Annotated in this window: 25 protein-coding genes; 9 read left to right on the top strand and 16 right to left on the bottom strand. The window is 75.6% G+C overall.

Translation table 11 applies throughout. From position 1 onward, the window contains the following. Positions 1-4 precede the first annotated feature (4 nt). The 4 genes from AB0910_RS10610 (at position 5) to AB0910_RS10595 (ending at position 3281) form a co-directional block, all read left to right on the top strand. On the top strand, positions 5-733 hold the full coding sequence (locus AB0910_RS10610) for a glutamine amidotransferase (protein WP_366744165.1): 729 nt from the start codon (positions 5-7) through the stop codon (positions 731-733). 226 nt (positions 734-959) lie between these two features. After that, on the top strand, positions 960-1985 hold the full coding sequence (locus tag AB0910_RS10605; protein ID WP_366744164.1) for a 6-phosphofructokinase: 1026 nt from the start codon (positions 960-962) through the stop codon (positions 1983-1985). Between the two features lie 124 nt (positions 1986-2109). Then, positions 2110-3060 carry a cytochrome c oxidase assembly protein gene (locus AB0910_RS10600; protein ID WP_366744163.1) on the top strand — a complete coding sequence of 317 codons (951 nt, stop codon included), beginning with the start codon at positions 2110-2112 and terminating at the stop codon, positions 3058-3060. A gap of 59 nt (positions 3061-3119) precedes the next feature. Continuing rightward, positions 3120-3281 carry a hypothetical protein gene (locus AB0910_RS10595; RefSeq protein ID WP_366744162.1) on the top strand — a complete coding sequence of 54 codons (162 nt, stop codon included), beginning with the start codon at positions 3120-3122 and terminating at the stop codon, positions 3279-3281. A gap of 93 nt (positions 3282-3374) precedes the next feature. On the opposite strand, the gene AB0910_RS10590 is transcribed toward AB0910_RS10595, so the two are convergent. The 6 genes from AB0910_RS10590 to AB0910_RS10565 all read right to left on the bottom strand — a co-directional run bounded on the left by AB0910_RS10590 (position 3375) and on the right by AB0910_RS10565 (position 7448). After that, positions 3375-4634, bottom strand: a complete 1260-nt coding sequence (locus tag AB0910_RS10590) for an SPFH domain-containing protein (RefSeq protein WP_366744161.1) — start codon at positions 4632-4634, stop codon at positions 3375-3377. Positions 4635-4669: 35 nt separating this feature from the next. Then, entirely contained in the window at positions 4670-4891 is a 222-nt protein-coding gene (locus AB0910_RS10585) for a hypothetical protein (RefSeq protein ID WP_366744160.1), read from the bottom strand. 146 nt (positions 4892-5037) lie between these two features. After that, positions 5038-5907 carry an LLM class flavin-dependent oxidoreductase gene (locus tag AB0910_RS10580; protein WP_366744159.1) on the bottom strand — a complete coding sequence of 290 codons (870 nt, stop codon included), beginning with the start codon at positions 5905-5907 and terminating at the stop codon, positions 5038-5040. A 161-nt stretch (positions 5908-6068) separates the two neighbouring features. Continuing rightward, positions 6069-6515 (bottom strand): hypothetical protein, encoded by a 447-nt coding sequence (locus AB0910_RS10575; RefSeq protein ID WP_366744158.1) that lies wholly within the window; start codon positions 6513-6515, stop codon positions 6069-6071. A gap of 10 nt (positions 6516-6525) precedes the next feature. After that, positions 6526-6930, bottom strand: a complete 405-nt coding sequence (locus AB0910_RS10570; RefSeq protein ID WP_366744157.1) for a cupredoxin domain-containing protein — start codon at positions 6928-6930, stop codon at positions 6526-6528. 203 nt (positions 6931-7133) lie between these two features. Further along, entirely contained in the window at positions 7134-7448 is a 315-nt protein-coding gene (locus tag AB0910_RS10565) for a nuclear transport factor 2 family protein (protein ID WP_366744156.1), read from the bottom strand. Positions 7449-7687: 239 nt separating this feature from the next. Here AB0910_RS10565 and AB0910_RS10560 point away from each other — a divergent pair, with 239 nt between their 5' ends. Together AB0910_RS10560 and AB0910_RS10555 are read left to right on the top strand one after the other, a co-directional pair. Next, a complete protein-coding gene (locus AB0910_RS10560) occupies positions 7688-8656 on the top strand; it encodes a Ppx/GppA family phosphatase (RefSeq protein ID WP_366744301.1) in 969 nt (322 codons plus the stop codon). Between the two features lie 119 nt (positions 8657-8775). Next, a complete protein-coding gene (locus AB0910_RS10555) occupies positions 8776-9204 on the top strand; it encodes an SMI1/KNR4 family protein (RefSeq protein WP_366744155.1) in 429 nt (142 codons plus the stop codon). Between the two features lie 56 nt (positions 9205-9260). Here the strand turns inward: AB0910_RS10555 and rpmF are convergent, their stop codons facing one another. From rpmF to AB0910_RS10535, 4 genes are read right to left on the bottom strand one after another with little or no spacing between them, the layout of a single operon-like run. Further along, positions 9261-9431, bottom strand: coding sequence for a 50S ribosomal protein L32 (gene rpmF, locus AB0910_RS10550; protein WP_366744154.1), 171 nt, complete (start codon positions 9429-9431; stop codon positions 9261-9263). Positions 9432-9483: 52 nt separating this feature from the next. Then, on the bottom strand, positions 9484-10041 hold the full coding sequence (locus AB0910_RS10545; RefSeq protein ID WP_366744153.1) for a copper chaperone PCu(A)C: 558 nt from the start codon (positions 10039-10041) through the stop codon (positions 9484-9486). Next, positions 10038-12296, bottom strand: a complete 2259-nt coding sequence (locus AB0910_RS10540; protein WP_366744300.1) for a heavy metal translocating P-type ATPase — start codon at positions 12294-12296, stop codon at positions 10038-10040. The genes AB0910_RS10545 and AB0910_RS10540 overlap by 4 nt, the downstream gene beginning before the upstream one ends. Positions 12297-12355: 59 nt before the next feature. After that, a complete protein-coding gene (locus AB0910_RS10535; protein ID WP_366744152.1) occupies positions 12356-12595 on the bottom strand; it encodes a hypothetical protein in 240 nt (79 codons plus the stop codon). A 277-nt stretch (positions 12596-12872) separates the two neighbouring features. On the opposite strand from AB0910_RS10535, the gene AB0910_RS10530 reads away from it, so the two are divergent. Together AB0910_RS10530 and AB0910_RS10525 are read left to right on the top strand one after the other, a co-directional pair. Further along, complete coding sequence (locus AB0910_RS10530) at positions 12873-13682, top strand: hypothetical protein (RefSeq protein ID WP_366744151.1); 810 nt, start codon at positions 12873-12875, stop codon at positions 13680-13682. A gap of 132 nt (positions 13683-13814) precedes the next feature. Then, positions 13815-14435, top strand: a complete 621-nt coding sequence (locus AB0910_RS10525; protein WP_366744150.1) for a sigma-70 family RNA polymerase sigma factor — start codon at positions 13815-13817, stop codon at positions 14433-14435. 51 nt (positions 14436-14486) lie between these two features. Here AB0910_RS10525 and AB0910_RS10520 read toward each other — a convergent pair whose 3' ends face one another. From AB0910_RS10520 to AB0910_RS10495, 6 genes are all read right to left on the bottom strand, one after another. Beyond that, complete coding sequence (locus tag AB0910_RS10520) at positions 14487-15176, bottom strand: DUF5134 domain-containing protein (protein ID WP_366744149.1); 690 nt, start codon at positions 15174-15176, stop codon at positions 14487-14489. Next, positions 15173-16624, bottom strand: a complete 1452-nt coding sequence (locus tag AB0910_RS10515; protein WP_366744148.1) for a PepSY-associated TM helix domain-containing protein — start codon at positions 16622-16624, stop codon at positions 15173-15175. The genes AB0910_RS10520 and AB0910_RS10515 overlap by 4 nt, the downstream gene beginning before the upstream one ends. 191 nt (positions 16625-16815) lie before the next feature. Continuing rightward, on the bottom strand, positions 16816-17868 hold the full coding sequence (locus AB0910_RS10510; RefSeq protein ID WP_366744147.1) for an iron-siderophore ABC transporter substrate-binding protein: 1053 nt from the start codon (positions 17866-17868) through the stop codon (positions 16816-16818). Positions 17869-17887: 19 nt separating this feature from the next. Further along, positions 17888-18724, bottom strand: a complete 837-nt coding sequence (locus tag AB0910_RS10505) for an ABC transporter ATP-binding protein (protein WP_366744146.1) — start codon at positions 18722-18724, stop codon at positions 17888-17890. Positions 18725-18800: 76 nt separating this feature from the next. Further along, positions 18801-19811, bottom strand: coding sequence for an iron chelate uptake ABC transporter family permease subunit (locus tag AB0910_RS10500; RefSeq protein WP_366744299.1), 1011 nt, complete (start codon positions 19809-19811; stop codon positions 18801-18803). A 95-nt stretch (positions 19812-19906) separates the two neighbouring features. After that, a complete protein-coding gene (locus AB0910_RS10495; RefSeq protein WP_366744145.1) occupies positions 19907-20962 on the bottom strand; it encodes an iron ABC transporter permease in 1056 nt (351 codons plus the stop codon). Between the two features lie 122 nt (positions 20963-21084). Between AB0910_RS10495 and AB0910_RS10490 the strand changes: the two genes are divergently transcribed. Further along, on the top strand, positions 21085-21747 hold the full coding sequence (locus AB0910_RS10490; RefSeq protein ID WP_366744144.1) for an MSMEG_1061 family FMN-dependent PPOX-type flavoprotein: 663 nt from the start codon (positions 21085-21087) through the stop codon (positions 21745-21747). Positions 21748-21779 lie beyond the last annotated feature (32 nt).

The following is a 21779-nucleotide window of genomic DNA, read 5'->3' as shown; positions in this document are numbered from 1 at the left end:
GAGCATGAGCGAGAGCAGCCTCAGGCTGGTGTGGATCTACCCCGACCTGCTGAGCACCTACGGGGACCAGGGCAACGCGCTGGTCGTCGAGCGCCGGGCCCACCAGCGCAGGCTGAACGTGTCCCGGGTCGACGTCCGCAGCGACCAGCCGGTGCCGACCTCGGGGGACATCTATCTGATCGGCGGGGGCGAGGACCGGCCGCAGCGGCTCGCCGCCGAGCGGCTGCGCAGGGACGGCGGGCTGAACCGCGCCGTCTCCAACGGCGCGATCGTCTTCTCGGTGTGCGCGGGCTACCAGATCCTGGGCCACGAGTTCGTCAACGACCTCGGCCGGCGCGAGCCGGGCCTCGGCCTGCTCGACGTGATCTCCACCCGCGGCGAGGGTGATCGGTGCGTGGGCGACGTCCTCGCGGACATCGACCCGAACCTGAACCTGCCGCAGCTGACCGGGTTCGAGAACCACCAGGGCATCACCCACCTCGGCCCGACGGCGCGGCCGTTCGCCCGGGTGCGGCTCGGCCGGGGCAACGGCACGGGCGACGGCACCGAGGGCGCGTTCAACGACACCGTCTTCGGCACGTACATGCACGGGCCCGTGATGGCGCGCAACCCGCACATCGCGGACCTGCTGCTGAAGCTGGCCCTCGACGTGAACGCGCTGCCGCCGGTCGACGACCGGTGGTACGAGGCCCTCAGGAACGAGCGCATCAGCGCCGCCGTGCAGCCCGCCTGAGCAGCCCTCCCGCCCACCCGAGCGGCTCCGGGGACACCCCCGGCCGCACCCCTTCTGAGCAGGGGATTCGCCATCTGAGCGCGGGGGCGGGGAGGGCCTGCGCCCGCCTGTCCAGCAGGCGGACGCCGGGTTCGGCGCGGGCCCCGGGCGCCGGTAGGGTGGCGGCGATCAGACCGGACGACGGGGTCCGGCCATCGCCCCACACGTTGAAAAGGTTGTCCGGGCCATGCGAATTGGCGTCCTCACCTCCGGCGGCGACTGCCCTGGTCTCAACGCGGTGATCCGGTCCGTGGTGCACCGGGCCGTCGTCGACCACGGCGACGAGGTCATCGGGTTCCACGACGGCTGGAAGGGCCTCCTGGAGTGCGACTACCGCAAGCTCGACCTCGACGCGGTCGGCGGCATCCTCGCCAGGGGCGGCACGATCCTCGGCTCCTCCCGCGTGCAGCCCGCGCACCTGCGCGGCGGCGTGGAGCGTGCCCGCGGCCACGTCGCCGACCTGGGGCTCGACGTGATCATCCCGATCGGCGGCGAGGGCACCCTGAAGGCGGCCAACCTGCTCTCCGAGGCGGGGCTGCCGATCGTCGGCGTCCCGAAGACCATCGACAACGACATCGCGTCGACGGACGTGACCTTCGGCTTCGACACGGCCGTGGGGGTGGCGACGGAGGCGCTCGACCGGCTGAAGACCACCGCCGAGTCCCACCAGCGGGTGCTGATCGTGGAGGTCATGGGCCGGCACACCGGGTGGATCGCGCTGCACTCGGGCATGGCTGCGGGCGCCCACGCCGTCGTCGTGCCGGAGCGGCCCTTCGCCATCGACGAGCTGGCCGAGGTCGTCGGCAGGCGGTTCTCCGCGGGCAAGCGGTTCGCGATCGTGGTGGTCGCCGAGGGCGCGAAGCCGCGCGAGGGCTCGATGGAGTTCGACGAGGGCGGCACCGACATCTACGGGCACGAGCGGTTCGCCGGCGTCGCGGGGCAGCTCGCCGTCGAGCTGGAGCAGCGGCTCGGCAAGGAGGCGCGGCCTGTCATCCTCGGCCACGTCCAGCGCGGCGGCACGCCCACGGCGTACGACAGGGTGCTCGCGACCCGGTTCGGCTGGCACGCGGTCGAGGCGGCGCACCGCGGCGAGTTCGGCATGATGACGGCGCTGCACGGCACCGACATCGACATGGTGCCGCTGACGGAGGCCGTCGAGACGCTCAAGACGGTGCCCGCCGAGCGGTACGCGGAGGCGGAGTGCGTGCTGTGAGCCGGCCGGCCTGACGGTGCGTCCGCCGTGTCCCGGTGCCGCCCCCGCCCGCGAACGCGGCCGGGGGCGGTTCTAGTCTGGGTCCGGACATCAGGCACGAACCAGCCCCCATGGGAGTACGCGGATGGATCACGGCATGCACGGCATGATGACGGACCTGCCGCCGTTCACGCTGGGGCGCGCCTTCGCCTACTCGGACGACCCGTTCTTCCTGGTCGGCTGCGTGCTGGCGCTCGCGCTCTACGGCTGGGGCGTGGTGCGGCTGCGCCGCAGGGGCGACGCCTGGTCGCCCGGCAGGACCGTGTCGTTCGCCGCGGGCGTCCTGATGGTCGGCGTGACGATGTGCACGGCGCTCAACGACTACGGCATGGTCATGTTCAGCGTGCACATGGTGCAGCACATGATCATCAGCATGGTCGCGCCGATCCTGCTGCTGCTCGGCGCCCCCGTGACCCTGGCGCTGCGGACCCTGCCGGTGCTGGGGCGGGGCCGCAAGGGGCCGCGCGAGCTGCTGCTGATGCTGCTGCACAGCCGGTTCGTGCGGGTGGTCTCGCACCCGGCGTTCACGATCCCGGTGTTCATCGCGAGCCTGTACGGCCTCTACTTCACGCCGATCTTCGACTTCCTGATGCGCTCCGAAGCGGGGCACATCGTGATGATGGTGCACTTCCTCGCGGTGGGCCTGCTGTTCTTCTGGCCGATCATGGGCGTCGACCCGGGCCCGCACCGCTCCGGCTACCTGATGCGGATGCTGGAGCTGTTCGCGGGCATGCCGTTCCACGCGTTCTTCGGCATCGCGCTGATGATGGCGAGCCAGCCGATGATCCGCGCGTACGAGCACCCCGCGGCCTCGCTCGGCATCGACGCGCTCTCCGACCAGACGGCGGCGGGCGGCATCGCCTGGGGCTTCAGCGAGGTCCCCTCGGTGCTGGTGCTGATCGCTCTCGTCTTCCAGTGGTACCGCTCCGACCAGCGCCAGGCCGTCCGCAGCGACCGGGCGGCCGATCGCGACGGCGACAAGGAGCTCGCCGCGTACAACGCCTACCTGGCGGCGCTCCAGGCCAGGGGCCGCTAGCGCCCGCGCCTCCGTTCGGCGAGGATGGGGGCACCGTCTGGCCGGGGAGGAGGACACAGATGTCCGGTTCCACCAAGACCATGGGCGTCGTCACCGTGGTCGCGCTCGTGGTGGTCACCGCGTACACCGTGGGGCTCGGGAGCAGCGGCTGGCTCTGGTTCGGCTGGGTCGTGCTCGGCCTGGTGACCCTCGGCATGATCGCCACCGGCAGGGAGCACTGAGCGGGGGGCGGGCCCGGCAGGCCGGCTCCCCGCGACCGTACCGACCGCGGGGAGCCGTACCGCCGTCCGCTGCGGTACGGCCCCCTGCGGCGGTCAGCCGCTGTCGTCGCGGCGGGCCGCGGTCGCCGCGCCGTTGACGCTGCCCGACTGCTCGCGGACCTGGAGTTCGGCGCCCGGCGCCTGGTCCGTGCCGCTCTGCGCGGCCTTGGCCGGCCCGGTCTGCGCGCGGAGTGTGTTCAGGATGGCCATGCCCTGGCCGACCAGGCCCGCCACCATCTCGTTGAGCCCGTCCGTGCCGTTGAGCACGGTCAGCTGGGAGCCCTGGAGGCCGCGGGCCGCCGCCTCGGCGAGCTCGGGCAGCACCTCGACGACGCGGTTGGCGGCGATGAGCTCCTGGTTGCCGTTCTTCAGGGACTCGGCGCGCGCGGCGTTGGCGTCGGCCTCGGCCTGCGCGAGGGCCCGTTCGGCGTAGGCCCTGCCGTCCGCCTCCGCCTTGGCACGGTCGCGGTTGGCCTCGGCGAGGGTCCGCTGCCGGTACGCCTCGGCGTCGGCGGGGCGCCGTACCTCCGCCTCCAGGCGCTGGGCGGCCAGCCGGGCCTGGCGCTCGGCGAGGGCCGTCTGCGCCTCGATGACCTCGTGCGAGGCGTTGGCCTCCGCCAGCGGTCCCGCCTGGCTCGCGCGGGCCGCCGCCTGCTCGGTCTCGGCCTGGAACCCGGCGCGCTTGATCGCCGTGTCCCGCTCGTAGGCGGCCTTGAGCGCGGCGGCCTCCTGCTCGCGCTCGGCCGCCTGCTGGTCGGCACGTGCCTGGGCGATGCGCGCCTGGCTCGCGACGGCGGCGGCGTGCGGCGCCGCCAGGTTGTCGACGTAGCCGGTGCTGTCCATGATCTCCTGGATCTGGAGGGCGTCCACGACGATGCCCAGCTTCTCCATCTCGCTGTGGCTGCCCGCCTTCACCTCCTGGGAGACCCGGTCGCGCTCGCGGATGATCTGCTCGACGGTGAGGCCGCCGATGATGGACCGCAGATGGCCGGAGAAGATCCGGCCGACCAGCTCCTCCATGCGGTGCTGCTCGGTGAGGAACCTGCGGGCGGCGTTGGCGATGGACACCGCGTCGTCGCCCACCTTGAAGACGGCCACCGCCCGCACGGTCAGCCTGATGCCCTGCTGGGTGACGCACTCCTCCGCGATCTCGGCCTCGCGCAGCGCGAGCGAGAGCATGCGCGCCCGCTGCTTGACCGGAAGGACGAAACTGCCGTGGCCCGTGACGATACGGAACTGCGTGTCGTCCCGCCGCCGCTTGGAACCGGAGATGAGCATGGCCTCGTTGGGCGCGGGAACACGCCAGAACAACATGAGTGGACTCCTGTCGCAAACGTGGTGGTCGGTGGTCAGGAGGGAAGGGGCTCCACGATCACGGAGCGGGCCGAGATGCACTCGGTGACCAGCACCCTGATGTGTGCGCCGATCGGTTGGTCCGCCCAGGCCGCGTACGCCTCGGAGCCGCCCCGCACGGCTACCAGCACTTCGCCGAATCCGTCCTGCGGGATCGGGACCGTGATCCGGCCGACCGCCCCCACGGGGCTCTCCGACGAGAGATCTGTCTCGGACATCGACCGCAGTCCCACCTCCACCCACCCGTCCGGCCGGGACCGGAGCTGCCCGGCGGCCCCCTGCCGCCGGACGCCTTCACACTACTCCGGACCGGCCGCCGGGCACTGTCCCCGGGACGTCACCGAACGGGAACGGAACGCCCACGTCACAGGAGCAGGTCCGCCAGCCTGTCGACCTCGTCGAGGCGCGCGATCGTGGGCGTGAACGTCAGCTCGTTGACGCCGATGCCGGCGAACTCGCGGACGATGCCGCGGATGCGCTCGGGGGTGCGGACCACGCCGTCGGCGATGGTGCCCGCGTGGTCGCCCGCGTAGGCGTAGTAGCTGCGGACATAGCGGTCGGACGCCTCCTCGTCCGCGGGGTCGGTGCAGAAGTAGGCGAGGCCGAGCAGCCGGGGCTCGCCGGTGCGGCCCGCGGTGCGCCAGGCGTCGCGGATCCGGCCGACCATGGGCTCGGCCCTGCGGGGACCGCCGCCCGCACCGGTCCAGCCCGCGCCCCAGCGCGCGGTCCTGCGCACGGCGCGCGCGCCGTGGCCGCCGATCAGTACGGGAACCTCGGCCCCGCCGGGGACCACGGCGCGCCGCTCGCCCGGGAAGTCGCCGTCCTCGACGGCCTCGCCGCGCCAGGCGGCGTGCAGGTACTCCAGCTGGCGGTCGAAGGCCGCACCCCTGCCCTCGAAGTCGCGCTCGGCCGGGGCGTAGTCGGAGGGGCGGGCGCCGACGCCGAGGCCGAGGGTGAGGCGGTCGCCGCTGAGCTGGGCGAGGGTGCCGGTGATCTTGGCGAGCACCGCGTCGGGGTAGGTGGGGCCGAGGACCGCGTTGGTGGTCAGCCCGATGCGGGAGGTCGCGCCCGCCACGACGGCGAGCGCGGTGAGCGAGTCGTACGAGGGGTACGGGACGCGGCCGATGGTGGAGACGAAGGCGAAGCCGCGCTCCTCGGCGCGGACCGCCCAGTCCCGCATCAGCGGGGCGCTGGTACCGGTGGTGGTGTTGGGGAGTGCGATGCCGATGCGCACGGCGGCGGCTCCTTCGTGGTGGTTCTCGGTGGGTGCGGCGGCCGCGGGGGCGCGGCCGTGTGCTCACCCGGCGGGCACACCTAGCCGTGCCCGCCGGGCCCGTACCGAAACCGGAGTCACCTGCTCCGCCACCTGGGCGCGCTTTCGCGCGCGGCGCCGGGTCAGTACGCGGCGTGCCTGCCGCCCCGCGGCCTGGTCCGCCGCGGCCGGTACAGCAACAGGAAAACGGTGGCGAGCACGGCGACGGCCTGCGCGACGACGGTGAGGGTCTTGTCGCGGAACCACACCGGCTCGTACATGTCGGGGAACGGCCCGAGGGTGCCCACGTCGGCGTAGCGGTAGATCAGCAGCAGGGCGAGGCCGCCCGCTGCGACGGCCCACGCGAACACGTCGCCCGGCACCCGCCGCCACACGAGGACGAGCAGGGCGGCGAGCGCGGCGAGCGCGGCCTCGATGCGAAAGAGCGTGCCCTGGCTGATGCTCTCGCTGACGGCGTCGTAGCGGTCGGCGAGATGGGCGTGCAGATAGGCGTCGACGGCGAGCCCAGCGGCGGCGAGCACTCGGGCGGCGCCGCGCGGGAAGCGTCCCGCTCTCATGTCATCTCTCATGGCAGCTCCCTCAGTTGACCGTGAGTGTGCCCTTCATGAAGGGGTGGATGGAACAGTCGAACGGATAGGAGCCCGCCGTGCGGGGCGCCGTGAACGACGCCGTCCTGCCGGGCGCGATGTGCCCGGTGTCGAACTTCCCGCTGCCGGTGCCGGTGACCGTGTGGGCGGTGGTGTCCTTGTTGGTGACGGTGATCCTGGTCCCGGCCTTCACCGTCAGCCTGGACGGCGCGAACCTGAAGTCGTCGACGGTGATGGTGTGCCCGCCCGCGGCGGGCGCCGACGACGCCGACGGCGGGCGGGCGGAGGGCGACGCACCGCCGCCGCCCCCGCCCCCGGAGCAGCCCGCGACGGCGAGCGCGCCGACAGCCAGTGCGGCGGCGAGCCGGGGCCGGACGGTGCGGGGCGGGAGCGGCATGGGGACTCCGTGTTCCTTGGCGTTCCTCGGCACGTCCGGCGGGACGGCGGGTACAGCGGGACGGCGGGTACGGCGGGGGCACGGCCCCGTGCGGCGGTCGCCCCCAGTGGAACCCGCCGCCCGCCGCCCGGCGAGCGCACGCGTCCGTCCGGGCTACGGCAGGACGGGCCCCGCACCGCACCGCAGGCGCGGGCGGGAACGCGTCACGCCTGTCCGGTCTCGAACCGGCTGATCCGGTCGCCGCGCACGGTGAACGACCACCGGGTGCGCATGTGCCCGTAGGTGCTGTTGGAGTAGTCGGCGACGAGCGACCTGCCGTCGTCGGACTGCGACTCGACCTCGAGGTGGCCGGAGGCGCCGAAGATCTCGCGCTCGGTCCAGGCGGCGAGGTCGCGCTCCGTGCCGTCGTCCGACATCGTCGCCTCGTCGGTGAGCACGGCCGAGAAGGCCGCGCGGTCACCGGAGTTGAGTGCTTCGACGAATCTGGCGACCACGGGGTCTGCGGGCTGGAGCGGCATGGCGCTCCTCCTCTCTTCGGGGGTTCGCCGGGCCTTCGCCGGGGGCAGCCCGGGTGCGCGGGTCGGCGGCGGGGCCAGTATCACCGGGGCGCGGGGCGCGCGCGATCCGGCCGGTGGCGGCGGCTGCCGTGTGTCGAAGATCGCATGCTTGCGTACGACAGCGGCACATGATTCCCGGGTAGGCGCGGCCCGGCACCGGATAATGGGGTGTTTCCGCGGTCTGGAGGGGGTACGGCGTGATGCGTGTCGCGGTGGTGGACGTGGGCTCGACGTCGGCGCACGTGGACGTGGTCGAGCTGCGCAGGAGCAAGCCCCCCAGGCAGTCGGTGACCGTCAAGCACAAGGTGTCGCTCTCCCGCGAGGTGGGTCCTGACGGGCGGATCAGGAAGAAGTCGATGGCCCGGCTGGTGCAGGCGGTGGGCAGGGCCGCCGAGACGGCGGCGCAGCACGGCGCCGAGGAGATGGTGGCCTTCGCGACGTCCGTGGTGCGGGACGCGCCCAACCGCGAGGCGGTGCTCGCGCGGGTCGCAGCGGCCAGCGGCGTGCGGCTCGGGGTGCTGAGCCCGCGCCAGGAGGCCGGGCTCACCTACGAGGGCGCGCGGGCCTGGAGACGCCCGGGGCGGGACGCGCCCCTGCTCGTCGCCGACATCGGCGGCGGGACGTTCGAACTGGCCTTCGGCACCGGGCCGAGGGCCCGCAGCGCGGTGTCCGCGCCGCTCGGGGCCCGGCGCCTGACCCTGGCCGCACTGCCGGGCGACCCGCCGGGCGCCGGGGAGGTGGCGCGGCTGCGCCGCCGCCTGGCGCTTGAGCTGCCCGCCCTGCTGGAGCGGCTGGGGCCGCTGCCCGCCGGGACGGCGCGGGTGGGTGCTTCGCGGGTGTTCGCGCAGCTCGCCGCCACCACGGCCGAGGCGGGTGCCGCGGCCGGCGAGCCCGTGCTGGTACGGGAGCGGCTGCGCGCCGCGCTGCCCGAGCTGGCCGCCATGACCTGGCAGGAGCGCGCGGAACGCCCGGGGGTCTCCAGGTCGCGGGCCCCGCACATCCTGGCGGGGGCGCTGCTCGCCGATGCGCTGATGGGGGCCGCGGGGATCGAGGAGCTTCCGGTGTGCCCCTGGGGGCTGCGGGAGGGCATCGCGCTGCGGCTGCGCGCGGGGCTCGACGGGGATCCCGGGTCGGTGACCGGCCTGGACCGGCTGCGCCAACCCGCCTGATCCACGCGGCAGTTGGGCGTCGCCCACCGGGTCGTCCGGCTGCCGCAGCCCGGCGCTATGCTGCGGTGACCTGGCGGGACCGCTGCGGGTGCGCGGCGGAGAGGGAAGGCGGCGCGGGGTTGGGCACGGCATGGCGTGAGATGATCGGCGGCTTCCCCGGCGCCCGGCCGGGCCCGCCCGCGGGCGAGGCGGCGCTCGCGGCGCTCGCCGAGGCCGTCGGCGGTCCGCTGCCGCCGTCGCTGCACGCCCTGCTGCGGGAGAGCGACGGGGTCGTCGGCCCGTTCGGGCACGCGGTGGTGTGGCCGGCGGCCGGGATCGGGGAGAGCGCGGGCGCCGGGAGCGACCTGCTGTTCTTCGGCGACAACGGCAAGGGCGACCGGTTCGGTCTCCCGCGCGGCTCGGACCGTACGGACGTGTGGCTCCAGGAGCACACCACGGACGCGAGGAAGTGGGTGGCGCCCGGCCTCTGGCCGTTTCTGCGGCGCGCCCTGCGGGGCGACCGCCTCGACTGGTACGTGGACGACCTGGGCTCGGTCTTCCTGCGCTGAGCCGCCGCGCGGGCCCCGGCCCGGGGCGGCGCAGGGCCGCCCCGGGAGCGGGCGCGTCAGCCGTCCGGGCGCAGCAGCCCGCGCTCGTACGCCGCGACGAGGCGCTGGGGCACCCGGTGCACCACGCCGTCGACGGTCACCGGGACGAGCTGGGGCGTCTCCGCCTTCCACTGCGCGCGGCGGTGGCGGGTGTTGCTGCGGGACATCTTGCGCTTGGGCACGGCCATGCGGCACCTCCTGAGGTCGTCAGGAGAGGCTATATGAAAACGACTTCCGTTTCTAATTCGCGGCGCCGCCGCCCGGGCGTACCACCACAGCCTCGGCGCTGATGTCGCCCGCGTACCTGAAGTGCAGGGTGAACGGCAGGTGTTCGCCGAGCCTCGGGATCCGGCGGAGACTGACCATGACGTCCTGGCCGTACGCGGTCATACGGACCGAGCCGTGTGCGGGGACGCGGACGGGCTCCCCCATGCGCATGGTGCCCGCGTGGTCGGCGAGCACCGTCCGGGTCAGCGCCGCGGGGCCCGTGGCGGGCGAGCTCACCGCGTCGAGGGTGTCGCCCGCCGGGCCCGTGTTGTCGATGCGGAAGAACGCGGCGGTGGTGCGGGCGTCGAGCGGCGGCCGGTAGACGGTCCCCTCGGACACCGTCACCCTGCTCGGCCTGGCCGCGTGGCCCCCGGCCGACCAGGCGCCGAGGCCGGCCAGGGCGAGCCCGCAGCACAGCACGGGCGCGACGGCGGCGCGCAGCGCCCCGGCGGCCCGGCGCGCGGCTCCCGGGGCTCGGGACGCGGCTCCGAGGGCACGGCGCGCCGCGCGCCGGAGCGCGTCGCCCCTCACGCGCGCCTCCCCGCGGTGCGGGCGCGGGGGCCGAGGGCCGCGCGGGGCGGGCGGTGCGGGCCCGGCTGCCAGGTGCGCAGGCGCAGGCTGCCGGCGACCACCAGGACCGAGCTCGCCGACATGGCCGCGGCGGCGACCATCGGGTCGAGCAGGCCGACCGCGGCGAGCGGCAGGGTGACGGCGTTGTACCCGAACGCCCACAGCAGGTTGGCCCGTACGGTCGCCACGGTCCTGCGAGCCAGGGCGAAGGCGTCGGCGAGCGCCTCGATCCCCTCCTCCCGCACGAGCGTGACGTCCGCAGCGCCGACCGCGGCGTCCGTGCCGCTGCCCAGGGCGATCCCGAGGTCGGCGGCGGCGAGCGCAGCGGTGTCGTTGACACCGTCGCCGACCATGGCGACGCGGTGCCCGCGTCCGCGCAACTCCCGTACGAGACGGGCCTTGTCCTCCGGGCTCTGCCCGGCGTGCACCTCGGTGACGCCGAGCCGGTCCGCGACGCCGCGCGCCGGGCCCTCCAGGTCGCCGGTGGCGAGGACCACGGAAAGGCCGAGGCGGCGCAGCCGGTCGACCGCGCGGTAGGCGCCGGGGCGCAGCACGTCGCCGAGTTCCAGGACCAGTTCGGGCCTGCCGTCCACCTCGACGGCCACGGCCGTGTGGGCGCGGGACTCGGCGGCGTCCCCGGCCCTGGCGAGCTCGGGCGGCAGGCCGCGGCCCGCGGCGTACACCGCCACGCGGCGGCCCTCCACCGTGCCGCGCACCCCGGCGCCCGGGGTGGCGGCGAAGTCCGTGACGCGCGGCAGCGCGGCGCCGGGTGAGAGCCCGCGGGCGCGGGCGGCGACCGCCCGGCCCACCGGGTGCTCGGAGGCGTCCTCGACCGCTCCTGCGAGGCGCGTCGCGGCCTCCTCCCCGAGGCCCGCCGGGTCGGCGGTGGCCGCGAGGACGGCCATGCGCCCGGTGGTGAGGGTGCCGGTCTTGTCGAGCACGACCGTGTCGACGCGCCGCAGCGTCTCAAGCGCCGTGGGTCCTGAGACCAGGACGCCGAGCTGGGCGCCGCGGCCGCTCGCGGCGAGGAGCGCGGTGGGCGTGGCGAGCCCGAGGGCGCACGGGCAGGCGACCACGAGGACGGCGACCGCGCAGGTGACGGCGGACTCAGGGGACGCCCCCGCGCCGAGCCAGAACCCGAGGACGGTGACGGCAAGTGCGACGACGCACGGCACGAACGCTCCGGCGACGCGGTCGGCGAGGCGCTGGGCGCGCGCCTTGCCCGCCTGGGCCTCGGTGACCAGCCGGGCGATCCTGGCGAGGCGGGTGTCCTCGCCGACCGCGGTCGCCCGTACCACGAGCCGGCCGCCCGCGTTGACTGCGGCGCCGGTCACGCCGTCGCCCGGGCCGGTCTCGACGGGCTCGCTCTCCCCCGTGACGAGGGACAGGTCGACGGCGCTGCGCCCCTCGACCACGGTCCCGTCCGTGGCGATCCGCTCGCCCGGCCGTACGGTGAACCTGTCGCCGACCTTCAACTCCGATGCGTCTACGAGGCGTTCGCGGCCCTCCCCGTCGAGGAGGCGGACACTGCGCACGGTCAGGGCGGCGAGCGCCCGCAGCGCCTGCCCCGTCCCCCGCCGGGCGCGGCCCTCCAGCACCCGCCCGAGCAGCACGAAGAGAGGGACGCCCGCGGCGGCCTCCAGGTAGAGGTGCGAGGTGCCGGGGTCCCCGGGACCGGCCGAGGGGAGGAGCGAGAAGGGCATCCGCATGCCCGGCGCGCCCGCGCCGCCCAGGAACAGCGCGTACGCGGACCAGCAGAAGGACGCGGCGACGCCGAGCGACACCAGGGTGTCCATGGTCGCGGCCGAGTGGCGCAGCCCGCGCAGCGCGCCGCGGTGGAACGGCCAGGCGCCCCAGGTGGCGACGGGCGCGGTGAGGACGAAGCACAGCCACTGCCAGTTCCTGAACTGGAGCGCCGTCGACATGGACAGGACGAGCACGGGCAGGGCCAGCAGCGCGACCGGTACGAGCCGCGCCGTCGCCGCGGCCTCCGGTGAGCCGTCCCGGGCGCCGCCGTCCGGCTCCGCGGGCGGTGCGGGACGCCGTACCTCCGCCCGGTACCCGGCGCCTTCGACGGCCGCGACCAGGTCGTCGGCGGGGGTCGCCGCGGGGTGCAGGACCCGGGCGGTGCCGGTGGCGAGGTTCACAGTGGCGCTGACCCCGTCGAGGCGCCCGAGCCGCTTCTCGACCCGGGACACGCACGCGGCGCAGGTCATCCCGGTCACGGCGAGGTCCGTTGCGGTACGGGCCTCGGGCCCGGCCGTCCCACGCCCCGTCATGAGCCGCCCATCCCGCTCATCCCGCCCATGCCGCCCGCGCCGCCGCCCGGCGCGCCGGGGCCGCCGCCCCCGGTGCGGTGCCAGCCGGGGGCGGCGGGTCCTGCGGCCGCGCCGGCCGTGTACGACACCGCGAAGACGGCGGCCAGCAGGACCACGAAGCCGAGCAGCGGGGCGAGCGCGGCGGCGGGGACGGGCCGTCGCGGTCGCGCGGCCGGGGTGGGAGGTGAGAGCGCCACAGGAGTTCCTGACCGGGAGGAGGAGTCAACAGGGTTGAGGGTGGGCCGGGTTGCGGAGTACGGGCCACGGCAGCGCACACCGGGTGCCGGGCGGGCGAAGAGGCGGCGGGCGCCTGCTCCACCGGCACCGCGAGGCCCGTTCCGTATCAGTAGTCGGCCCGCGCCACCGGTGGGTTCCCGTGCTCTCCTGTCGCGCGGGTCACACCCGTACGGGTGGAGCACGGCGGCCACCCGGGCGCCGTGCGCGGACGCGGCGGGTGGCACCATGAGGGCCACCATGCCTGCCGGAAGCGGAGTACGAGCGCTGCGGGCCGCGGTGTTCGCGGCCGTCTGCGTGCTGCTCGGCGCGCTCGGCCATGTGCTGATGTCGGGCCTGCCGCTGCCCTGGTGGGCCCTGGCGGGCGCCGCGCTCGGCACGGCGTCCGCCGCCTGGTGCTGCGCGGGGCGGGAGCGCACCACGCCCTGGGTGGTGGGTTTCACCGTGGCGGCGCAGGCGGCCCTGCACACCTGCTTCACCCTGGCGCAGGCCGTCACCGGGCCGTCGACGGCCCCGCCGTCGTTCTCCCTCCAGTGGGCGCGGTATGTGACCTGCGGCCTCGACATGCGCTCCCTGACCCCGCGTGAGGCGACCCGGATCGTGGTGGACGCCGGGCTCGGCGACCACCTGTCCGCTCCCCCGCCCGGCGGGGCGGCGGCGATGGCGGGCATGCCGGGGATGGCCGGGATGGCGGGCATGCCCTCCGGGTCGTCCACGTCGTCCATGGGCATGGGCATGGGGACGGGCATGGAAACGGGCATGGCCCCGATGCCGCACGGCATGTCCGGCACGGGCATGCTCGCGGCCCACCTGCTCGCCGCCCTGGTGTGCGGGCTGTGGCTCGCGCACGGCGAGCGCGCGGCGTTCCGTCTCGCCCGGGTGGTCGCCCAGTGGCTGCGCGCCCCGCTCCACCTGCCCGCGCCGCACAGCGCCCGGGTGCCCGAGCGCCCCGGCTGCGCCGTCCCGCACGAGCCCGCCGCGCCGCGGCCGCTGCTGCTCACCTACTGCGTCATCACGAGGGGGCCGCCCGCGCGGTCGGCTGTCGCCTGACAGCGCGTCATCCGGCGCCGCGCCACCGCGGCCCCGGCACCCCGCCGTGCCCGTACGGCGGCCCCCCGACACCGCGGTGGCGCGGCGCACCCCTGCGCCCGCCGCCCGGATCCCTGCGAAGGAAGCAGCACGATGACTCCTGCTCTCCACGCGCCACCGAGGCCGAGCGACGCGTCGATGACCGCTTGGGCCCTGGCAGCGCGCGACGGCGACCACGACGCCGTCGACCACCTGGTGCGCGCCGTGCACCGGGACATCCGGCGGTACGTCGCGTACCTCGCCGACGATCCGCAGGCGACCGACGACCTCACCCAGGACACGCTCCTGCGGGCGCTCGGCAGCCTCAGCCGCTTCGAGGGGCGCTCCTCCGTGCGCACCTGGATGCTGACCATCGCACGGCGGGTGGTCGCCGACAGCATCAGACGCGCGGCGGCCCGGCCGCGCCTCGCGGACCGCGAGGACTGGCAACTCCTCGCGGAACAGCGCCAGGACGGCACGCTCACCCCGGTGGAGGACCTGGTCGTGCTGCGCGAACTGCTCGGCGCGCTCTCCGCGGAGCGGCGCAAGGCGTTCCTGCTCACGCAGGTCCTCGGGCTGCCCTACGAGGAGGCGGCCGCGGTGTGCGCCTGTCCCGTGGGCACGGTGCGCTCGCGCGTCGCCAGGGCGCGCAGCTGCCTCGCCGCCCTGCTCGACGAGCCCGCGTCCGGTGGGCCCGGCGCGCAGGACCCGGGCTGCGGACCCGGCGCGCGATGACGGCGTCGGCCACCGCCCCCGGCGGTGGCCGACCGGGGGCGGTGGCGGTACTCAGGCGAGCACGGCCAGCATGACCGCCATGCCGAGCGCCATCACACCGTGGCAGGAGAGGTCGTAGGCGGCGGACGCGGTGCCGTCCGCCGCCGCGCGTGCCGGGCCGGCTGCGCCCTCCCCCGCCCGGCGGGGTGCGGCGCGCGCCAGGTCGAAGCCGCGGGCGAGCAGGCGCAGCGCGAGGGCGAGGAAGGCCACGGCGAGCACGGCGGCCACGGCGCCGTCCGTCCCGTGCAGTGTCATCGAGGCGGTGGCACCCGGGGCCGACATGTCCATCCCCGGCATGTCCGCCATGGCGCCTGCGCTGCCGGGGCGCGGTGCGTCCCCTGCCGCCATCGCGGCGAGCATCCAGGCCATGGCGCCCATCACCGCCGCGTGCGGCAGGGCGTGCCGCAGGCCACGGGCGAGTCCCGTACGCCGGGCACGTACCAGCGCGACGGCGGGGAACCAGGCGCCGGCGAGCGCGAAGAACACGACCTGCGGCGCGGCCGGCAGGCCCATGCCCCAGGGCCACGCCATCACGGCCATGGCCACCGCCATCACCGCGTGCAGGGCGTGCGCGACGCGCTCGGTGGCGTCCTGCCTCCGGCCGCCCGTGGGCCCCGGGACGGCGGCGCGCCATCCGGCGTACGCGGCGAGTGCGGCGAACACGAGCGTCAGCAGCCACCGCAGTCCGGCCGCCGCGATCACAGGGCCGCCCTCCGGCGTCGTACGGCGCCCGTCGCCGCGTCCGCGGCGAGGAGGACCGCAAGCGGGATGCCGAACAGCGGCAGGAAGTACCCGAGTACGCACAGCGCGACGGCGGCGGGCGCGAGCACCCGGCCGGGCAGTCTGCGCCAGGCTCCCCTCGCGGGCGGCGCGGGGAGCCTTCGCCCGCCGCCCCTTGTGGGCCTGCGGCGCCACCACATCCGGTAGCCGAGCAGGACCATGGCGATCAGGCACAGGGCGAGCAGCGCGAGGGCGATCTGGTTGGCGAGCCCGAACAGCAGGCCCATGTGCGCGTCGATGCCCCAGCGGGTCAGCTTGGCGAGGACGGGGTAGTCGGCGAAGCGCAGGTGGGCCGTGACGCGGCCGGTCGCGGGGTCGACGGCGACGGAGTCCTGGCCCTCGGGCCACGACCGCTTGTTCTCCTTCACCTCGTACGCCACACCGGGCCGCGCGGGCGGTGTGATCACGAGGGGGCCCGAGAGCCCGGCCCGGTGGGCCGCGGCGAGCGCGCCGTCGATGCCCACGTCCCGGGAGCCCGCCGCGCCGGGCGCCGGTGCCCGGTGCGGCAGGTCCTTCGCCACCGCCGGCGTCGAGCCGTGCAGCGCGTCCTGGATCTGTCCGATGGCGGTACCCGCGTGGAGCGACCAGGTCAGGCCGGTCGCGGAGAGTCCGAGCAGCCCGACGGCCGCCCACAGGCCCAGGGCACCGTGCCAGGAGGCGGTACGGCGGCGGCCGCCGCCCCCGCGGGGCAGCAGTGTGCGGCGCAGCCGCCGGGAGCGCCGGGGCGCCCCGAGCCACAGCGCCAGGCCGCCCAGCACCTCCACCCAGAGCCAACTAGCCGCCAGTTCACTGTAGTTGCGGCCGAAGTCGCCGAGGTGGAGGGTGCGGTGGAGGCTGTCGAGCCAGGCGCGTACGGGCAGCCAGTCGCCGTTGGTGCGCAGAGTGCCGAGCACATTGCCGGTGTGCGGGTCGACGAACGCGGTGGTGCTGTATCCGTCCGGCAGGCCGGGGACGCCGAACGCGACGCGGGTGCTCGCCGTGGGGGTGGCGGCCGGCTCCACGGACTGGAGCGTGCCACGGGGCACCGCGTGCGCCGCCGCCCGCACCTGCGCGGCGACCGGCAGGCTCCCCGGCCCCGGGCTCACCGTCAGCTCATGCCGGTACAGGGCCTGTTCGAGCTGGGGAGTGGTGGTGTACGCGAGTCCGGTGACGGCGGCGACCAGCAGGAAGGGGCCGACGCACACCCCGGCGTAGAAGTGCAGGCGCAGCAGCAGCGGGCGCACCGCCTGCCGGAGCGCCGGGCCGCCGCGCTCCGGGACCGGGCCGTCCGGCGCGGTGCCGGCGCCGCCGGGCGCCGGGCCGGGGCCCGCGTCCTGCGGTCCCGCTGTCGGTGGTGGTGCCTGAGCCGTCACCCCGAGCTCACTCGTCACGTTCCTCGGCCTTCCGTCAGGTGCGCCGGCTCTCTCACCGGCGTCCCCGAGGAAGTCGTGTGCGCCGCGGGCCCCGATCCCCGCACCCCGGGTGAGGAATGCCATGGCGGGCGGCGGGAACCCCGTGGGGCCGCCGCCCCACTCGGGGGCGGCGGCCCCACGGGCGCCCCGGGCTCAGGCCCGGCGCGGCGTCACGTGGCAAGGGCCCCCGCGAGCAGCGGTACGACCTTGCTCAGCGCGTAGTCCATGGAGAGCACGGAGTCCGTGGCGAAGGCCTGGCTGACGTTCCTGTCGTCCATGACGACGCTGTGCCCCGCCTTCACCCCGGGGATCGCCCGGTAGAGCCGGTCCCCGGTGATCTTGGAGGCCGGGACCCCGATGGTCGTCATCAGCAGGACGTCCGCGTCGAGCAGGTTGAGGTTCTCGCGCGAGACGCTGACGGAGAAGGCGGCGCCCGCGCGCTTCTCGATGGCGGGGTTGTTGCGGAAGCCGAGGCGCTGGACGAAGTCGACCCGGTCCACACCGCTGACGTACGCGCCGTACCCTGCGCCGCTGAGCGCGCCGACGGTGATGGTCTTGTCGTGGAACTCGGGGTGCGCGGCGGCCGCCTTCTCGAACTTCTTCTTGGCGGCCGCGACGAGTCGCGCGCCCTTGCCCTTGAGCCCGAGGGCGTCGGCGACCATCAGGGTCTGCCGGTCCCAGGTGGTCTTGTACTGGTCGCCGCCCTTGGGGACGTCGACGGTGGGCGCGATCTTGCTGAGGTTGTCGTAGCGCTTCTGGTCGCCGCTCGCCTTGGTGTCGAGGATCAGGTCGGGCCTGAGCGCGGCGATCTTCTCGTACTCGGGCTCCAGGGTGCCGATGATCTCGGGCTTCTTCGTGTAGATGCCCTTGGCCCAGGGGCCGACGCCGTCGCCGCCGAACGCGAGCCAGTCGCTCGCGCCGACCGGCTGGACGCCGAGCGCGAGCGCCGTCTCGGCGTCGCCCCAGCCGAGCGCGACCACGCGGGTGGGCTTCTGCTTGACGGTCACGTCACCGAACTTGGTTGGGACGGTGACGGGGAAGGCCGCGTCCCGCGCCCCGGCGGCCGACGGGGCGCCCGTGGCGGCCGCGGAGTCCGGGCCGTCCGACGAGCAGGCCGTCAGTCCCGAGGCGAGCACGGCGGCCGCGGCCAGGGGGAGGACGAGGGATCTGAGGAGGGACCGTCCGCGGGGTCCTGCGGTCGGGCGCTGCACACGAGTGAACATGTATTTAGGTTAGCCTAACCTAACCTTTACTCGTGCCCGGGGTGTCCGGGTCCCGCGGGCCGACGCGGTGCCGCCCCACGGGCACGATCAGCGGCGTCCCCGACGCCGGGTCAGGCACCACATGGCAGGGCATGCCGAACACCTCGGTCACCAGCTCCTCGGTGACGATCCGCGAGGGGGCGCCCTCCGCCACCACCGCGCCGTCCCGCATGGCCACCAGCCGGTCGGCGTAGCGGCAGGCGAGGTTCAGGTCGTGCAGGACGGCCACGATCGTGGTGCCCCGGTCCCGGTTGAGGTCCACCAGCAGGTCGAGGACGTCGAGTTGGTGGCGCACGTCGAGATAGGTCGTCGGCTCGTCGAGCAGCAGGATGCCCGTGCGCTGGCACAGCGCCATGGCGATCCAGGCGCGCTGGCGCTGGCCGCCCGAGAGCGCGTCGACCGGCCGCTCGGCCAGCTCCGAGACGCCGGTGGCCAGCAGGGCGTGGGCGACCGCCTCGTCGTCCCGCGCGCTCCAGCGGCGGAATCTGCCGTGGTGCGGGTAGCGGCCCCTGCCGACCAGGTCCGCGACGGTGATCCCGTCGGGCGCCGAGGGGCTCTGCGGCAGGATGCCGAGGGCCGCCGCCACCTGGCGGGTCGGCATCGCGTGGATGCTGCGCCCGTCGAGCAGGGCGGCGCCCGCCGACGGGGCGAGCAGCCGGGCGAGCGTGCGCAGCAGGGTCGACTTGCCGCAGGCGTTGGGGCCGACGATCACGGTGAACGCGCCCGGCTCGACATCGAGGTCGAGCCCGCTCACCACCTCGCGGCGGTCGTAGCCCACCGTGAGGCCGCGGGCCTGGAGGAGCGGGGTCGAGGTCATCGTGGTCCTTCTGCGTCCGGATGTCGGGAGGAGGGGCGTGCGGTGCGCCCGGGGGCGGGCGCCGTACGGGCGGGCGTCAACGGCGGCCGCCGTACGAGGAGCGCGCCAGCAGCCACAGCAGGTACGGCGCGCCGATCAGGCTGGTCACCACGCCGACGGGGAACTGGCTCGACCACAGCAGGTGCTGTGCCGCGTAGTCGGCGCACAGCACCAGCAGGCCGCCGGTGAGCGCGGCGGGCAGCAGCGCCGGTCCCCCGCCCGGCACCAGCCGCCGCGCGACGGGCCCGGCGACGAACGCCACGAAGGCGACCGGGCCCGCGGCGGCGGTCGCCACGCCCGCGAGCGCCACGGCGCAGGCCAGCAGGGCGGTGCGGGAGCGCTCCACGCCGACGCCGAGGCCCGCGGCGGTGTCGTCGCCGAGCCGTAGCGCCCCGAGCGGGCGGGCCACGAGCAGCATCAGCGGGAGCAGCACGGCGAGGGCGAGCAGCAGCGGCCACAGCTGGTCGAGCGAGGCGCCGTTGAGACTGCCCGTGAGCCAGAGCAGCGCGTCCTGCGCCTCGGTGACCTGGGCGTTCGTCAGGAGGTACGAGGTGACGCTGGAGAGCCCCGCGCCGATCCCGATGCCGATCAGCACGAGCCGGCTCCCGGTGACCCCGCCCCGCCGCGCGAGCAGGTACATCGCCGCGGCCGTGGCCAGGGCGCCGACGAGCGCCGCGGCCGACAGGGCGAATCCGCCGGCCTTGAAGACGAGGGAGGCGAGGACGGCCGCGGTGCCGGCGCCCTGGCTCACCCCGATGACGTCGGGGCTGGCCAGCGGGTTGCGCAGCAGCGCCTGGAAGACCGCGCCCGCCATGCCGAGTGCGAGCCCCACGGCGAGGCCGGTGAGCGCCCTGGGCAGGCGCAGGTCGAGCACGACGTAGCGGGTGGCGGTGTCGCCGCCGCCGGTGAGCGCGGAGACCACCTCCCGCAGCGGCACCGCCATGTCGCCGTGCGCCAGCGCGAGGCAGAAGACGGCGGCCGCGGCGGCAGCGAGCGCCGCGCACACCAGGGCGGTGCGGGCCAGGCCGCGGCGCCGCGCGCGCACCACCCGGCGCCGTACGGCCGCGAGCCGCTCCCCCGCCGCGCCGTACGGGACCTCAGGTGCGGTGTCCGCGCAGGACGCCACGGCGGAGCCCGGGCCGCTCACAGCTCGACCGCCTTGCGGTAGCGCACCAGCAGGACGAACGGCACGGCGCCGAGCGCCGCCGTCACGATGCCCACCTGCACCTCGCCCGGCCGGGCCACCACCCGCCCCGCCACGTCGGCCAGCAGGACGAGCACGGGTGCGAGCAGGGCGCTGTACGGCAGGATCCAGCGGTGGTCGGGGCCGGTGAACAGACGTACCGCGTGCGGCACCACCAGGCCCACGAAGCCGAGGGGCCCGGCCACCACGGTGGCGGAGCCGCACAGCACCACCACGCACGCGGCGGCGCCGAGCCGGGCTGCGCCGACCCGCTGGCCGAGCCCCCTGGCGACATCGTCGCCGAGCGCGAGGGCGTTGAGCCCGGGTCCGAGCAGCAGGGCGCAGGCGCCGCCGACGGCCGCGAACGGCAGGGCCTGCCAGAGCACGGGCGCCTCCCGGCCGGCGAGGGAGCCGACCTGCCAGAAGCGGTACTGCTCGAAGGTGTCGTTGTCGCCGAGCAGCAGCGAGGTGGTGAGCGCGGTGAGGGCCGCGCTGACCGCGGCGCCCGAGAGGGCGAGCTTGAGCGGGGTCGCCCCCTCGCGGCCCATGGACCCCACCCCGTACACGAGGGCGGCGGCGAGTGCCGCGCCGAGGAAACCGAACCAGATGTAGTGCGAGGGTTCCGCGAGGCCCAGCACGCTGATCGCGAAGACCACGCTGACCGAGGCGCCGGCGTTCACCCCGAGCAGCCCGGGGTCGGCGAGGGGGTTGCGGGTCACGCCCTGCATGACCGTGCCGGCGAGGCCGAGCGCCGCGCCCGCGAGCAGCCCGGCGGCCGTGCGCGGCACACGCACCTCGTGGACCACCAACTGCCCGCGGTCCAGGGCGTCGGAGTGCAGCAGCGCATGCACCACGTCGCCCGCGCCGACGCTCCCCGACCCGACGAAGAGGCTCGCCCAGACGGCCGCCGCGAGCAGCACGGCCGCCGGCAGCAGCCCCGCGGCGAGCAGCCGCGCCCTGCCGCGGGGCGCCGCGGGGCGCGGTGGCGCCGCGGCGGCGGGCAGCACGTGGGGCATCGGCGGTCCCCTGGGCGTGTCGGGGCCGGGCCATCCGTACGGAGACCCGACGCGAGGGATAGATCAGGTTAGGCTAACCTAAAGGCGATCTGCCCCTGACACCCACCCCGGAAGCACCCGCCATGCCCCGTCCCCCGCGGTCCGCCACGGCCGCCGTCCCCACGGCCCCCGTACCCGCGAGCACGGCGCAGGGGCGTCCGCCCCGCCCGAGTGCCGCCACCGCGGCGCCCGCGCCGCGCCAGGTCCCGGCGCCCGCGCCCGGGTTCACGCCGCCGCCCGCGCCCGCCTGGACCGAGCTGCGCTCCGAGGAGGAGCTGACGGAGCTGCTGGGCGGCGCGCCGCACCCGATCGTCATCGAGAAGGTGCGCCCCGACCTCACCGACGCCGACCTCGCGCTGCTCGCGGCCTCGCCGTTCTGCGTGGTCGCCACCTCCGACGACGAGGGCAACTGCGACACCTCGCCCCGCGGCGGCTCCCCCGGCTTCGTGCACGTCGTGGACCGCGGGAGGGTGGCGATACCGGACCGCCCCGGCAACCGGCGCGGCGACAGCTTCCGCAACATCCTGCGCAACCCGCACGTGGGCCTGCTCCATCTGGTGCCGGGCTCCAAGGAGATACTCCGGATCAACGGGCGCGCCCGCATCCTCACCGAGGCGCCGTTCTTCGACCTGATGGCCGTGAAGGGCCAACGCCCCTCCCTGGCGCTGCTGGTGGAGATCGACGAGTCGTTCAGGCACTGCCCGCAGTCGCTGCGCCGCTCGGGCCTGTGGGACCCGCGCCCCTGACAGGGCCCCGCGCGCCGCACCGAACTCCCCGC

The organism is Streptomyces sp. NPDC047002, from assembly GCF_040704505.1.
Classification (GTDB): Bacteria; Actinomycetota; Actinomycetes; order Streptomycetales; family Streptomycetaceae; genus Streptomyces.
The sequence above is the reverse complement of the archived record's forward strand: the minus strand, read 5'-3'. Positions and strand labels throughout refer to the sequence as shown.

Excerpts from the sequence above, each read along its gene's own strand:
- AB0910_RS10525 (WP_366744150.1), top strand. The coding sequence starts at position 13,815 with ATGACTCCTGCTCTCCACGCGCCACCGAGGCCGAGCGACGCGTCGATG.
- AB0910_RS10490 (WP_366744144.1), top strand. The coding sequence starts at position 21,085 with ATGCCCCGTCCCCCGCGGTCCGCCACGGCCGCCGTCCCCACGGCCCCC.
- AB0910_RS10505 (WP_366744146.1), bottom strand. The coding sequence starts at position 18,724 with ATGACCTCGACCCCGCTCCTCCAGGCCCGCGGCCTCACGGTGGGCTAC.
- AB0910_RS10610 (WP_366744165.1), top strand. The coding sequence starts at position 5 with ATGAGCGAGAGCAGCCTCAGGCTGGTGTGGATCTACCCCGACCTGCTG.
- AB0910_RS10540 (WP_366744300.1), bottom strand. The coding sequence starts at position 12,296 with ATGACCTGCGCCGCGTGCGTGTCCCGGGTCGAGAAGCGGCTCGGGCGC.
- AB0910_RS10575 (WP_366744158.1), bottom strand. The coding sequence starts at position 6,515 with ATGAGAGATGACATGAGAGCGGGACGCTTCCCGCGCGGCGCCGCCCGA.
- AB0910_RS10585 (WP_366744160.1), bottom strand. The coding sequence starts at position 4,891 with ATGTCCGAGACAGATCTCTCGTCGGAGAGCCCCGTGGGGGCGGTCGGC.
- AB0910_RS10560 (WP_366744301.1), top strand. The coding sequence starts at position 7,688 with ATGCGTGTCGCGGTGGTGGACGTGGGCTCGACGTCGGCGCACGTGGAC.
- rpmF (WP_366744154.1), bottom strand. The coding sequence starts at position 9,431 with ATGGCCGTGCCCAAGCGCAAGATGTCCCGCAGCAACACCCGCCACCGC.
- AB0910_RS10595 (WP_366744162.1), top strand. The coding sequence starts at position 3,120 with ATGTCCGGTTCCACCAAGACCATGGGCGTCGTCACCGTGGTCGCGCTC.
- AB0910_RS10590 (WP_366744161.1), bottom strand. The coding sequence starts at position 4,634 with ATGTTGTTCTGGCGTGTTCCCGCGCCCAACGAGGCCATGCTCATCTCC.
- AB0910_RS10565 (WP_366744156.1), bottom strand. The coding sequence starts at position 7,448 with ATGCCGCTCCAGCCCGCAGACCCCGTGGTCGCCAGATTCGTCGAAGCA.
- AB0910_RS10510 (WP_366744147.1), bottom strand. The coding sequence starts at position 17,868 with ATGTTCACTCGTGTGCAGCGCCCGACCGCAGGACCCCGCGGACGGTCC.
- AB0910_RS10570 (WP_366744157.1), bottom strand. The coding sequence starts at position 6,930 with ATGCCGCTCCCGCCCCGCACCGTCCGGCCCCGGCTCGCCGCCGCACTG.
- AB0910_RS10530 (WP_366744151.1), top strand. The coding sequence starts at position 12,873 with ATGCCTGCCGGAAGCGGAGTACGAGCGCTGCGGGCCGCGGTGTTCGCG.
- AB0910_RS10495 (WP_366744145.1), bottom strand. The coding sequence starts at position 20,962 with ATGCCCCACGTGCTGCCCGCCGCCGCGGCGCCACCGCGCCCCGCGGCG.
- AB0910_RS10605 (WP_366744164.1), top strand. The coding sequence starts at position 960 with ATGCGAATTGGCGTCCTCACCTCCGGCGGCGACTGCCCTGGTCTCAAC.
- AB0910_RS10600 (WP_366744163.1), top strand. The coding sequence starts at position 2,110 with ATGGATCACGGCATGCACGGCATGATGACGGACCTGCCGCCGTTCACG.